The organism is Lactobacillus sp. A27 (assembly GCF_016742815.1).
Lineage (GTDB): Bacteria > Bacillota > Bacilli > Lactobacillales > Lactobacillaceae > Lactobacillus > Lactobacillus gallinarum.
Map to the genome: position 1 here is coordinate 1 of NZ_JAEHNT010000041.1, position 12,068 is coordinate 12,068.

A 12,068-nucleotide genomic window follows, 5' to 3' on the forward strand; every position below is an offset into this window, starting at 1 on the left:
TCCGTATCTAAGCAAGTTGGTGTTCTGGTTGGCGCAAGCTAACGAGCCACTAAGCCCTAGACTTCAGTCTAGGGTAGTTGACTAATTAATGCACTAGTTGCAATGGCAATCGCCTATTTTAGCCTTAGAGAAAGACAAGAAGATTTTAACCTATTTACTGCAGGTGCGGTTTTCATAGCATTTGGACTGGTCTTAATCCTAGGATCAGTTCCTGTGATGAATAATTTCGATGAATCATCAGTATTGCAGTTTATTGGTGGAATTTTAATTGTTCTAGGCATCATTAGTTTAATTGTTGGCTTTGTAACAAAAGCAGCAAGAACCGTCAGTTTACGGGATGTTGCTATCGCAATAGAAGTTGCTGCAGTTTGCTTGCTTTATTTAACGCATAATTCAAGTTTAAGTTTCATGAACTTAGTAGTGCCGGAATTGGCAGCGATTGTCGGGCTGGTTTTGTTCATTGTTTAATTAGATTTACGTAAATTCAAAATCAAAATAGAAATCTTCAATAAAGAACCTCCTCTTTTATTTATCAGAGAAGGTTTTTCGTATATAATGGGTCTGTATATGATTTTTATTCAGAAGAGGTAGCTATGAACAAGGAAGAACTCCATAAATTATTGCACCCAATGAAGGTGATCGGGTTAGGTGGTAACCCAGCATTAAACGAAAAAATTGCTGCAATTTTGCGTCAACCATTAATTGAAACTGCAGTTCATCACTTCAGCGATGGTGAAATCCAAGTTAATATTGGTGAAAGTGTCAGAGGTTGTGACGTCTTTGTAATTCAATCAATTCAAGATCCAGTTAACGAAAACTTCATGGAACTTGAAATTATCTTGGACGCATTGCACCGTGCATCAGCTCATACCATTAACGTGGTAGTTCCATACTTAGCATATTCACGTTCAGATACTAAGACTCGTTCACGTGAACCAATCACAGCTAAGCTTGTTGCTAACTTGCTTCAATTAACTGGTATGGATCGTTTAATTACAGTTGATTTGCATGCTTCACAAATTCAAGGTTTCTACAGTGTTCCAGTAGATCACTTGCACGCTATTCCACTTCTTGGTCAATACTTCTTAGATAATGGTATTGCTACTAAGGAAGATGATGATATCGTAGTTGTTTCACCTGATCACTCAGGTGCCAAGCTTGCACGTAACTTTGGTCAATATTTCAACGCTCCAATCGCTATTGTTGATCAACGTGGTGCTCGTTATGATACTGAAGTGCACGATATTATTGGGGATGTTAAAGACAAGAAGTGTATCATCGTTGATGATTTAATTGATACTGGTTCTCGTATTTCATCATCAACTAAGTCAGTTATGGCAGCAGGTGCCAAGAAGGTTTATGTTGCTGCAACTCACGCACTTCTTTCTAAGAATGCAACTGAAGTACTTAACGAATTGCCAATTGAACAAATCGTTGTAACTGATACTATTAAGCATAATCGTTACCCAGACAGAATGGTTCGTATTTCTGTAGATCAACTTCTTGCTCGTGGTATTGATTACGTTTATAACGATCGTTCAATTCACCAAATTTTTGATGAACAAAATCGTTTAAAGTAAAAAAATTAAATAATTGATATATAATAATCCTCACCTGAATGAGGATTATTTTTTATTTAAGTTTAAGTCATAAAACTATTTACAAATAGCAATGATTGGTATAATTGATTTGTGTTGTATAGATAGAAAGATAGAGGAATAACCATGGCACGACGGAAAAATATGAAAAGACGGAGAGTTATTCTTGGCAATACTTTTCATTTAATCAGAGAAAATGGAATGGATAATGTTTCTTTGCAAATGATTGCAGAAAAATCAGGCATTTCAAAGTCCCTGCTGCAGTCATATTATCCTCATAAAGCCAAGTTAACTAATGACATTATTCGTAATCTTTTTAATACTTTAGGACAACAAGTAAATAATTACGATATGGCTAATAGTAATGCACCATATGCAAGAACTAAGGCTTTTATTTATACTATTGCAATTTTAGGGATGCATGATGAAGGTCTTGATCGAATTATTTCAGAAGCCTTTGTCAGCAATGCAACCCTGGATAACTGGGGCGTAATGCTTAATGATTGGATCAATATCAATCATTTATTTGACGACGTTGATGTTGATGAAGACGAACTTGAAACGGGGATTGCATTTGTAACTAGTGGTATCGGACGGCTTTACCATGATCGTAAGAAGCACCACTTATCAGCAGAGGCTCTTGCAGACTATGCTACGAGTGCATTAATGTTTAGTTTCTTGCATTGTTCTTCTCGTGAAATTGATCAAGCTCTAAAAGAGGGACATGAAATCATCGAATCAGCTGATATGGAAGTTGTTCACCGTGCAATTGATACGATGTTTGATGAAGGTAAAGAAATTTTCAGCTAAAGGGGAATCGTGATGGTTGAAGGCAGAAGAGCCAATTTGCGACGAATGGGGCAAGAACAAGCTGGCCAGTATAAACGCATGATGGCTTTTGTGATCTTTTTGGCTGCGGCTTTAACATTGATAACGGCAACTTTTCTGAATCCTATTTTTATGAAAAAACAAATCAGGACTAGTTACAATCAAGCCGTTATTGTACGCCAAGTTAATAAAAATTTTGATGTTTTGGCAGATGTAATTAATGCTCGCGACGAAGATGACGCAAATCTACTTGCACAGGCACAAACCCAGCCAATTGCCGACCATATAATTGATTATACGTTAGGCATTCACTGGTTTAAGGTTAATAATTTAAGTCTTGCTCAACAGATTTTAACGGATATTAATCAAGGAATTGATAAAGGCTCTTCAAGTGGAGCACAAGTGATCAATAATAAACTAAAAAAACAAGGTGCTAATGCTCCTTATGCAATTGTTAAGTCATTTAACTTAAATATTGTGACACTTGGTGCCAATATTGCTAGTTTATTATTAATCGTTAATGTAATCATTGTGATTGTGACTATTATTACTCTGATTTCATTAATTAATGACATGAAATCTAAAGCTTCAACGCGAGTGCTGATTCATAATGCAACTGCTGCGGGAATGTGGGCCGGATTTTGGCTAATTCTGATATCAGGGTTACTAGCGCTAGTTCCTGTAATTTTTGATGTAGATAACATTGAATTTGGTTCAATTCTTGAAATTGGCAGTAGTGTTTTCTTGGAATATGTCATTGTCGGTGCAATTATTTATGTTATTTGTGCCATTCCTTGGCAAGCTACTTCAACTAAATAAGTTTAGAAATCGTAATCATGTAACTATGATTACGGTTTTTCTTGCATAATAACGAAGTATCTGTATATAATTAAAAAATAATTAACAAATTTTAGGTATATTTAACGAAGGAATAGGCGAATTTTATGAAAAAGGCAAAGATTATTAATTTGTTTTTTGCTTTCATTACAATAATTTCGACTCTTTTTTTGTTTAATCAACCAGTTGCTGCCGCGGATAAAAAGGTAGCAAGCGACTCTGTAATGAAAAAGATTAAGCAGTCGAAAGAATTAGTAGTGGGCACCTCTGCGGATTACCCGCCACTTGAATTTACTACTAGTGTAAATGGCAATACCAAGTATGTAGGGGTAGATATTGAACTAGCTAAGGATATTGCCAAGGATCTGCACGCTAAGCTTGTAATTAAAAATATGAGCTTTGATTCTCTATTAGTAGCGCTTGAAACAGGCAAGGTTGACATGGTTATTTCTGCTATGACGCCAAATCCTGAAAGAAAAAAGAGTGTAGACTTCTCACAGATTTATTACAAGCCAAGTGGTGAGTATTTTTTAATTAATAAGCGCGATCAAGCTAAGTATAAGAAGATTAAAGACTTTGCTGGTCAAACTGTTGGTGCTCAAACTGGGAGTATTCAATATCAATTGATTCAGTCTCAAATGAAGAAGTCTAAAGCCAAGGGTTTAGGCAAGATCAATAACTTAGTTTTGGCTTTGAAGTCTGGCAAAATGTCAGGCGTGGTAATGGAAGAATTAACTGCTAAAGCATATGCTAAAAATGACAATAGCTTGATGGCTGTTAGAAGCGATTTACGTGAAGAACAAGCTGGGAACGCGGTAGCTATTGCTAAGGGACAATCCGGCTTAGTGAAGGCAGTTAATAAGACAATTAAGCGCGTTGAAAAATATGATTTGATCAACAAAAAGTATTTGCCTGAAGCTGCAAAATACATGAAGACGGCACAAAAGACTAATACAATGGCAAAATATGCTCCATACTTTGTTAAGGGGATCGAATACACCATTATTATCACTGTCTTCTCCGTTTTAATTGGTATCGTATTGGGGATGCTTTTAGCCCTAATGCGTTTATCACAAAACAAGCTTTTGCACTGGATTGCGGTTTGCTACATTGAATTTATTCGTGGTACGCCGCAGATGGTTCAGATTCTGTTCGTTTACTTTGGTGTTGGTGCTCTTATTTCAAACTTATCTGCCTTAGTTGCTGGTATTATTGCGATTGGACTTAACTCAGGAGCCTATGTTGCTGAAGATATTAGATCAGGTATTGCTTCAGTTGCTAAGGGTCAAACTGAGGCAGCTAGATCTCTTGGTTTAAGTCAAGCCAAGGCATACCGTTATGTAATTATCCCGCAAGCATTGAAGAATATTTGGCCAGCTTTAGGTAATGAATTTATCACTTTACTTAAGGACAGTTCATTAGTTTCCGTAATTGGGGTAACAGAATTAATGTACCAAACTGAACTTATTCAAACCTCAACTTACCGTGGTGTGTTGCCATTATTCATTGCGATGATTATTTACTTCATCATGACCTTTACTTTGACTAGACTGCTTAACTATTTCGAAAGACGGATGAAACACAATGACTAAAATGATTGATATTCAACATTTAAAAAAGACCTTTGGTGAAAATGAAGTATTAAAAGATATTTCAGCAACCGTAAATAAAGGGCAGGTAATTTGTATTATCGGCCCATCTGGTTCTGGTAAAAGTACTTTTTTACGCTGTTTAAATGTATTGGAACATCCTACAGCTGGGAAGATTGTTTTTGATGGTACGGATTTAGCTAGTTTAAAAGATGGCAAAGAATTAGATCAATTACGAGAAAAAATGGGCATGGTTTTCCAAAACTTCAATCTTTTCCCTAATATGAATGTAATTGAAAATGTAAAGCTTGCGCCAATGAAAGTTAAAGGTATCAGTGAAAAAGAAGCTGAACAAAAAGGCTTAGAGCTTTTAGAAAAAGTAGGATTGGCTGACCGTGCGCAGCAATTTCCTGCTAGTTTATCTGGTGGTCAACAGCAACGTGTAGCGATCGCTAGAGCTTTAGCGATGGATCCTGAAGTGATGCTATTTGATGAACCTACTAGTGCACTTGATCCTGAAATGGTTGGGGAAGTTTTAAAGACAATGCAAGATTTAGCTAATTCAGGGATGACAATGGTAATTGTGACCCATGAAATGGGCTTTGCTCGTGAAGTGGCTGATGAAATCTGGTTTATGGCGGATGGTTACTTGCAAGAAAAAGGAACTCCTGAAGAGGTCTTCGGTCATCCTACTAGTGATCGTGCTAAAGATTTCTTATCCAAAGTTTTATAAACTAAAAAATCCAAGCAAACGCTTGGATTTTTTTATTTCATTCTGTGATGATGAGATTTTTGAATGCGTACTGTCTTATAAAAAAATTTTGATGCCATCCGTCTATAGCTAAAGTATTAAGTAAATTGTTGGATTGACTTGGCAGAATTGCAACCTTAGGCATAATAACAGCACGCAGAATTTTATTTTGCTTTAGTAAAGGTGACTGCACTTCCGTTTTATTACTTAAAGAAGTGTTGGATTGGTGAGCTACAGGAGCCGTGGCGTAATTAGTAGTATCGTTAGTACCATCTTGCTTGAATAGCTTGAAGGTATATTTATAAACGCCCTTAATATCAACCTCATATTCATGTCCAGCTATAATTTGTGTACTTGCTGGTGAATAGGTGATGATTGTTTTAAAGTTGCCATAGCCGCTAGAACTATAATTTTTAACGTGAGTAGCGATAGTTGTGATACCAGTATCTAAATCTTTAATAGATATTTCTGGTTTGGAGTTCACAGTCTTGTCAGATAAATAAATTGACCAAACAGTTTTATTCCCTTTAGCCAGTTCTACTGGAAATAATCGCATGCTAGGGTAGGCAACTACAGGCTGACTAGCAGCTCGAAACATATCGTTAGTGTTGAGCACCTTTTGGACCGAATAACGATAGCCGTTTTTGCCGTATGCTGCTCCGATTCCAGTAGTGGTTAACCGGGTTGAAAGAAGCCAAGCACGGTGGCCTGTATCTGATCCAGTTAAGTTATAGTGGTCAGTCACTAAATCTGTGATAACGTCACCGGCAGATTGATGTGAAACGTTGAAATTCAGATTTGATGTTTCAGAAGTATCTTTAGCTAATTTCCACATTCCCTTTGAAATATAGCTAGGTCTTTTCTCACTAGGGAGACCATGTTGATTAACAAAAGGATTAGCATTGATAGTAGCCATTACTGCCGCAGTTTTTTGAGCATTATTGTTAAAAGTAGTGGTTGCAGTTACATTTGGTAAGCCAAATAGGGAACGATAATAATTAATGTAATCGACTTGTGTTTGAATATATTTTGGATTTAAAGCTCCTGCATTAAATTTCTTCTTTAAATGTGGCTTTTTAGCGTAAATATTTTTAATATTATAGCGAGTTTTATTGAGATTGCCGTATTCTTTTTGAAAATTGTGCACTTCATTAATCTCTTGAGTAGTAAAAGTTGCACCTTTTGCAGTCTGTCCAATAAATGGCACACATAAAATCACTGCAATTGTAGTGATCGAGATTTTCCGTAGAAGCATATTTTTAACTCCCTTCTAGGATCTTGTAGTCTATTTAACTAATTATAAACTATTGTGAAAAGGCTTTAGTGAAAAATATTCTATAATTTTAAGTTTTTCTGGTATTCTTTGCGTATAATAAAGGTTTGGTAACATTTAAAAGAGGTATAAAACAATGACTAAAAAAACACAAGTTGGATTAATTTTTGGTGGTAACTCATCAGAATATGAAGTATCAATTGTTTCAGGTCGTAACATTTATAAAGCAATCGATAAAGAAAAATTTGATGTACACCCAATTTGGATTACTAATGAAGGCTACTTTGCAAACGAAGAAGAAAGTTTCAAAGTTTTGGAAGATCCTTCATATCAAGTAAAGAACCCACACAAGGTTCATAATATTTCTAATTTAATTGAATTAGAAAACTTACCAGAAATCGATGTCTTTTTCCCTATTGTTCACGGTAACTTAGGCGAAGACGGTGTTTTACAAGGTTTATTCCGTTTGATGAATAAGCCATTTGTTGGTGATGATGTCTTAGCTGCTGCTGTAACTATGGACAAGGAATTTACCAAAATTTTAGCTCAAAGGGTTGGCGTTCCTGTTGCTGACTGGATCGCAATTAAACGCTTTGAATACGATGACAAAAATAATGATAAACTTGATTATGAAAAGGTTGCTGAAAAACTTGGTCGTGACATGTTTGTTAAGCCATCTAACCAAGGTTCATCAGTTGGTGTTAGCCATGTAACTAACGCTGATGAATATGCAGCAGCATTAAAAGAAGCATTTAAATACGATGATAAGGTATTAGTTGAAGAAACTGTTCCTGGTACTGAAGTAGAAACTGCCGTTCTCGGTAACGACAAGCCAATTGTAGCAGGTGTAGGACAAATCACCAATGCAAAAGGCTCATTCTACAGCTATAAGAACAAATACGATGACAATTCAACTTCTAAGTTACAAATCCCTGCAGATTTGCCACAAGAAATTATTGACACTGTAAGAAGAAATGCTCGTAAGGTTTATGAAGTTACTGAATGTAGTGGTATGGCTAGAATTGACTCTATGCTTACTCCAGGTGGTAAAGTAGTATTGACTGAAGTTAATGCCCTTCCAGGTTTTACTAATATCAGTATGTATCCTAAGTTGTTTGAAGAAGCAGGAGTTCCTTACACTGAATTAATTACGCGTTTAATTGAAGTAGGAATGGAACGCTTTGACCATAAGAAGACTTTGCTTCACAAGCATGATTAATACCGAATTTTATAGAGGTAGATTTTAATGACGACTAATAAGCATGATTTTGAAGAACTCGCTGCACCTAAGGCAGCTGCAAAAGAATTAGGAATAAGTGTAGCCACACTGAGAAAATATTCTTTAATTGTGGAAAAAGTAACGGGCAATTCAAACTATTTTGCTCGGACCAAGCAGAAAGCACGTCTATATCATCAAAAGGATATTGACGATCTGAAGGCTTTCCATCACTTGTCCAAGAATAGTGGCTTGACTTTGCAAGAGGCGGCTCGTCAAATTTATGCTGTTAGTGAAAAAGGTGAAGAGCCTAAAGTCAAAGAACCTGTTCGCTATACTTCTAACGATGTGATGGACACACAGCAGGTAGTTAAGCTTTTGAATACTTTGCAAAAGACTATTTCAAATCAAAATGAGGCGATTAGTTCTTTGCAAAAGCAATTAAATGTCATTCAAAAACAAAATGAAGATTTAATTGAAGCGCAAAAGCAACTTGCTGCACCAAAAGATAATAGCGATAAAATTGCCGCTTTACCTGATATTTCTGGTGTTGTTGATGATGACGATGAAAAACCAAAAGATGCTGCAGAAAAACGCGAAGAAGTAAAGGAAGACATGCAGAAGAGTCAAGAAGAAATGCATGACGAAATTATTTCTAAAGCAAAGGAAAATGCTAAAAAACGTGCAACTGCAAATGTTCATCGTACCTTAGAAGATATGCAACTTCCAGAAACTAAGGAACATTGGTGGCAAAAAATCTTTAAGTTTTAAAAAAGAATTAAACAAAAAAGTAAAGAATTTAAAGGTAGCCTAACATCGGGCTGCCTTTTGTTTTACAGTAATAACTATGAAAAAGAAATAGGGAGTTGTTACTTTGAATTTTAAATGGAAAAAGCGTTATACAGCTGCAGTGATTGCTGCAATTGTTGGCGCTATTCTGACAGTATTAACTTATTTTGCAACTGATATTTATCAAAAGGATGAGGTTGCGGTTATTACAGATAGTCAGATTAAAGATACTTTGATTGAAAAAAATGAGGATGTTTATAAGAATCAGGATCAAACTAGACAACAGATTCTACATTTAAAAGTATTATCTGGTAAGCATAAAGGAGAAAAATATGCCACTAAAAATGTATATTATCCTTCTCAATTAACGACACAGCAGTATCGTGCTGGTCAGCGTATTTTTGTCAATATTAAAAAGGGAGACCCTGCCATTGTTAATCCAAAGCGAGATTGGGTATTAGTGATGGTAGTTACAATTACAGTGGCATTAATGATCGCTGTATCAGGGATGCACTCAATTGCATTAGTAATTTCTATGGCAATTAGCTGGGCACTGTTCTATTTAGTCATTATTTGGGATGTTCATCTAAATGGGGCACACATTATCTTGCTATTTGGTTTAGCTGATATTGTTTTGTCATTCTTTAGTTTATTGATTGTTCAAGGATTTAATAAAAAAATGCTAGCAACTTGGCTAGCAACTATTTTAGGAATTTTTGTTTCTTTTGCTCTATGCTATGTAATTATGCATGTGACTGGGGAATCAGAAATGAAATATGAAACGGGAGATTATGCAACGCAAGATCCTCGTGGGTTGTTCTTAGCTCAGACTTTGATCGGAATTTTAGGTGCCGTCATGGATGAGGCAACCGACATTATTTCTAGTTTGTATGAATTGATCCAAACAAAAAAAGATATCACTATTCGGCAATTAGTACACAGTGGTCGAACCATGGGACAGGAAATCATGGGGCCATTGATCAATGTCTTGGTTTTGATCTTCATCGCTGGCGCTTTGCCTGAGACGATTTTGTACTTAAGGGATAACAATACCTTAGCTTCTACTTTTGGCTTTACGCTGTCACTAGGAGCCACACAGAGTGTTATTTCTGCGATCGGGATCGTGCTGACGGTTATCTTTGCGACGGGATGCAGTTTATTCTTCTTGAAGGATCGAGATTGGAAGAGTTTGTTTAAAAAAAGAAGGTGAGAATAAATGAGTACGTTAATGGCATTAATTGTTGTTTTAGCTATTTTGATGACAATTGTTGGCGGAGAAACGGGAATTCGGAGTTTCTTTAGTGTTTTAATCAATACCATATTGCTGATTTTGGTAGCAATGCTGATTTCTTGGGGAATTAATATTGCAATTTTAACTTTGATTTTTATTCCGTTAAAACTTGTTACGATCATTTTCTTAGGTACGCATGATTATACAGTTGCCAAAAACTCATTTTATTCTGCTTTTATTGTGTGTTTGGTTATTAGTCTATTTATTTGGGGATGCCAATATTTTGCTCAAGCTGCGGGTCTTGGCCCAGAAGCAGGGGAATTATTAGTTGGGTTATCACAAATGCCAGGATTAGACTATCCAATGATTGCTGTTACAGTTGCAGTTTTCTCAACTTTGGGTGCAATTGCGGAAGCAGCAGTAGCGATGAGTTCAGGTTTAATTGAAATTAAAAAGCATAATCCGAATATCAGCGAAGAAGAATTAATGAGTAGCGGTACAGCCATTGGTACTGACGTGCTAGGTACTGCAATGAACACAATTTTATTTGGGATGTTCGGTAGCTTTTTAGCTCTGTTTTTATGGTATTTCCGTTTGCACTATACGATTGGTGAAGTCCTTAATGAAAAACTTTTTGTTAATGAAGCCTTAATTATCATGTATTCTTTAATAGGGGTTATTTTAACAGTGCCTCTGTCATCATTTATGTTGTCTAGAGGAATGAGTAAGAAGGAACTAAAAAATGAAAGTAGAAAATCTGATCATAACTAATTTTAATAAGCGTGAATTTAAGATCCATACTTATGTGCTGGATCAAAATCCAGAATTAGTGGAACAAAAGCGCCCTTTAGCAATTGTGGTTCCAGGTGGTAGTTTTAATCATTTATCTAAAAGAGAAGGCGAACCAGTAGCACTCGCTTTTAATAATCAAGGCTTTAATAGCGTGGTTATGGAATATAACTTAGTACAAGATCCAGGTAAAATTTATCCAGATGCTGGTCTTGATGTACTTACTACGGTTAAATATTTTAGAGAGCACGCAGATGAGTATCATTTGGATCCCAAACGTATTTTAACGATTGGATTTTCTGCGGGTGGTCATGTGGTCAGTTCAGCTAATAACATGGCTTTAAGCAGTGATTATCAAAGTAAATATGGTTTTAACAAAGATGATGTATTGCCTAATAAGACGATTCTAGGTTATCCATTGATCGATATTAATAAAATTGGTTTTCCAATCCCAGATGATCAAAAAGATAAGATGCCAGTAGAACCGGAATTATTAGATAGTGCATTAGATGTTACACGTGAAACACCAGATACATTTATTTTCCAAGCTTGGGATGATCCAGTTGTTTTGATTGGCAATTCCATTGAATACATTGATGCTTTGAATGAAAATAATGTCAAAACTGAAGCACACTTATTCAATCATGGCTATCATGGCTTTTCTTTAGCACGTCATAACGTCCAAACTAAGGGCCGTGAATGGCAGAAAAATCCACATGCGGCTCATTGGTTTAACTTAGCGATGGAGTGGCTGAGAAGCGAATGGGGCGAGTAGAAAAGCATTAAGTCATCGGCTTTGTGGTAAAATTGGTACTTAACAAATGAAATTAAAGCTGGTGAAACTATGCATGATATTTATCACGTTATTTTGAAGAATCGTAAAATCGATCGCTTGATCATGCCATTTGAAGCGCTGTATTGCGTATGGCTGATCATTACTTTGATATTGAATTTTAAGTTATTTGCTTATTCAATTGATGCGCAATTTGTGTTAATTACGTTGTTTTACTTTAGTGGTTGGATATCATCATTGGTTAAAAAGCATAAAATGAAGCAATAAAAAAAGAGTTCTCATATCGAGAGTGAACTGAGACCTAAAAATTAGACAGTTTAAAATACAGGATTAATAGAGGCTTGATTCCGATATTCTTTCGGAGTTAAGCCTTT

The 12,068-nt window shown here is 35.9% G+C and carries 12 protein-coding genes and 1 pseudogene; 12 read left to right on the forward strand and 1 reads right to left on the reverse strand.

Annotated elements, in window-relative coordinates; all coding sequences use genetic code 11:
• Positions 1-102: 102 nt before the first annotated feature.
• The 6 genes from JEM49_RS06545 to JEM49_RS06570 all read left to right on the forward strand — a co-directional run bounded on the left by JEM49_RS06545 (position 103) and on the right by JEM49_RS06570 (position 5,585).
• The gene (locus tag JEM49_RS06545; protein WP_201874264.1) at positions 103-468 is read left to right on the forward strand and encodes a hypothetical protein; all 366 of its coding nucleotides are present in this window, start codon (positions 103-105) and stop codon (positions 466-468) included.
• Between the two features lie 125 nt (positions 469-593).
• The gene (locus JEM49_RS06550; protein WP_056945545.1) at positions 594-1,580 is read left to right on the forward strand and encodes a ribose-phosphate diphosphokinase; all 987 of its coding nucleotides are present in this window, start codon (positions 594-596) and stop codon (positions 1,578-1,580) included.
• A gap of 144 nt (positions 1,581-1,724) precedes the next feature.
• On the forward strand, positions 1,725-2,408 hold the full coding sequence (locus tag JEM49_RS06555) for a TetR/AcrR family transcriptional regulator (protein ID WP_025005597.1): 684 nt from the start codon (positions 1,725-1,727) through the stop codon (positions 2,406-2,408).
• Between the two features lie 12 nt (positions 2,409-2,420).
• On the forward strand, positions 2,421-3,245 hold the full coding sequence (locus JEM49_RS06560) for a hypothetical protein (RefSeq protein ID WP_201874266.1): 825 nt from the start codon (positions 2,421-2,423) through the stop codon (positions 3,243-3,245).
• A gap of 125 nt (positions 3,246-3,370) precedes the next feature.
• Complete coding sequence (locus JEM49_RS06565; protein ID WP_201874268.1) at positions 3,371-4,855, forward strand: ABC transporter substrate-binding protein/permease; 1,485 nt, start codon at positions 3,371-3,373, stop codon at positions 4,853-4,855.
• Entirely contained in the window at positions 4,848-5,585 is a 738-nt protein-coding gene (locus JEM49_RS06570; RefSeq protein ID WP_087236035.1) for an amino acid ABC transporter ATP-binding protein, read from the forward strand. Before JEM49_RS06565 ends, JEM49_RS06570 begins: the two co-directional genes overlap by 8 nt.
• Before the next feature lie 37 nt (positions 5,586-5,622).
• Here JEM49_RS06570 and JEM49_RS06575 read toward each other — a convergent pair whose 3' ends face one another.
• The gene (locus JEM49_RS06575) at positions 5,623-6,858 is read right to left on the reverse strand and encodes a CAP domain-containing protein (RefSeq protein ID WP_201874270.1); all 1,236 of its coding nucleotides are present in this window, start codon (positions 6,856-6,858) and stop codon (positions 5,623-5,625) included.
• A gap of 154 nt (positions 6,859-7,012) precedes the next feature.
• Here JEM49_RS06575 and JEM49_RS06580 point away from each other — a divergent pair, with 154 nt between their 5' ends.
• The 6 genes and pseudogenes from JEM49_RS06580 to JEM49_RS06605 all read left to right on the forward strand — a co-directional run bounded on the left by JEM49_RS06580 (position 7,013) and on the right by JEM49_RS06605 (position 11,961).
• Positions 7,013-8,095: a D-alanine--D-alanine ligase family protein gene (locus tag JEM49_RS06580; protein ID WP_025005593.1), complete on the forward strand. Its 1,083-nt coding sequence runs from the start codon at positions 7,013-7,015 to the stop codon at positions 8,093-8,095.
• Positions 8,096-8,122: 27 nt separating this feature from the next.
• Complete coding sequence (locus JEM49_RS06585; RefSeq protein WP_087236033.1) at positions 8,123-8,863, forward strand: MerR family transcriptional regulator; 741 nt, start codon at positions 8,123-8,125, stop codon at positions 8,861-8,863.
• A gap of 103 nt (positions 8,864-8,966) precedes the next feature.
• A pseudogene (locus tag JEM49_RS06590) lies at positions 8,967-10,101 on the forward strand (YibE/F family protein).
• A complete protein-coding gene (locus tag JEM49_RS06595; protein WP_191451141.1) occupies positions 10,098-10,883 on the forward strand; it encodes a YibE/F family protein in 786 nt (261 codons plus the stop codon). Before JEM49_RS06590 ends, JEM49_RS06595 begins: the two are co-directional and overlap by 4 nt.
• The gene (locus JEM49_RS06600) at positions 10,855-11,676 is read left to right on the forward strand and encodes an alpha/beta hydrolase (protein ID WP_201874272.1); all 822 of its coding nucleotides are present in this window, start codon (positions 10,855-10,857) and stop codon (positions 11,674-11,676) included. Before JEM49_RS06595 ends, JEM49_RS06600 begins: the two co-directional genes overlap by 29 nt.
• 69 nt (positions 11,677-11,745) lie before the next feature.
• A complete protein-coding gene (locus tag JEM49_RS06605; protein ID WP_014918111.1) occupies positions 11,746-11,961 on the forward strand; it encodes a hypothetical protein in 216 nt (71 codons plus the stop codon).
• Positions 11,962-12,068 lie beyond the last annotated feature (107 nt).

Bases quoted from the DNA above. Each gene is read 5' to 3' on its own strand.
- JEM49_RS06545 (WP_201874264.1), top strand. From the start codon at position 103: ATGGCAATCGCCTATTTTAGCCTTAGAGAAAGACAAGAAGATTTTAAC.
- JEM49_RS06550 (WP_056945545.1), top strand. From the start codon at position 594: ATGAACAAGGAAGAACTCCATAAATTATTGCACCCAATGAAGGTGATC.
- JEM49_RS06555 (WP_025005597.1), top strand. From the start codon at position 1,725: ATGGCACGACGGAAAAATATGAAAAGACGGAGAGTTATTCTTGGCAAT.
- JEM49_RS06560 (WP_201874266.1), top strand. From the start codon at position 2,421: ATGGTTGAAGGCAGAAGAGCCAATTTGCGACGAATGGGGCAAGAACAA.
- JEM49_RS06565 (WP_201874268.1), top strand. From the start codon at position 3,371: ATGAAAAAGGCAAAGATTATTAATTTGTTTTTTGCTTTCATTACAATA.
- JEM49_RS06570 (WP_087236035.1), top strand. From the start codon at position 4,848: ATGACTAAAATGATTGATATTCAACATTTAAAAAAGACCTTTGGTGAA.
- JEM49_RS06575 (WP_201874270.1), bottom strand. From the start codon at position 6,858: ATGCTTCTACGGAAAATCTCGATCACTACAATTGCAGTGATTTTATGT.
- JEM49_RS06580 (WP_025005593.1), top strand. From the start codon at position 7,013: ATGACTAAAAAAACACAAGTTGGATTAATTTTTGGTGGTAACTCATCA.
- JEM49_RS06585 (WP_087236033.1), top strand. From the start codon at position 8,123: ATGACGACTAATAAGCATGATTTTGAAGAACTCGCTGCACCTAAGGCA.
- JEM49_RS06595 (WP_191451141.1), top strand. From the start codon at position 10,098: ATGAGTACGTTAATGGCATTAATTGTTGTTTTAGCTATTTTGATGACA.
- JEM49_RS06600 (WP_201874272.1), top strand. From the start codon at position 10,855: ATGAAAGTAGAAAATCTGATCATAACTAATTTTAATAAGCGTGAATTT.
- JEM49_RS06605 (WP_014918111.1), top strand. From the start codon at position 11,746: ATGCATGATATTTATCACGTTATTTTGAAGAATCGTAAAATCGATCGC.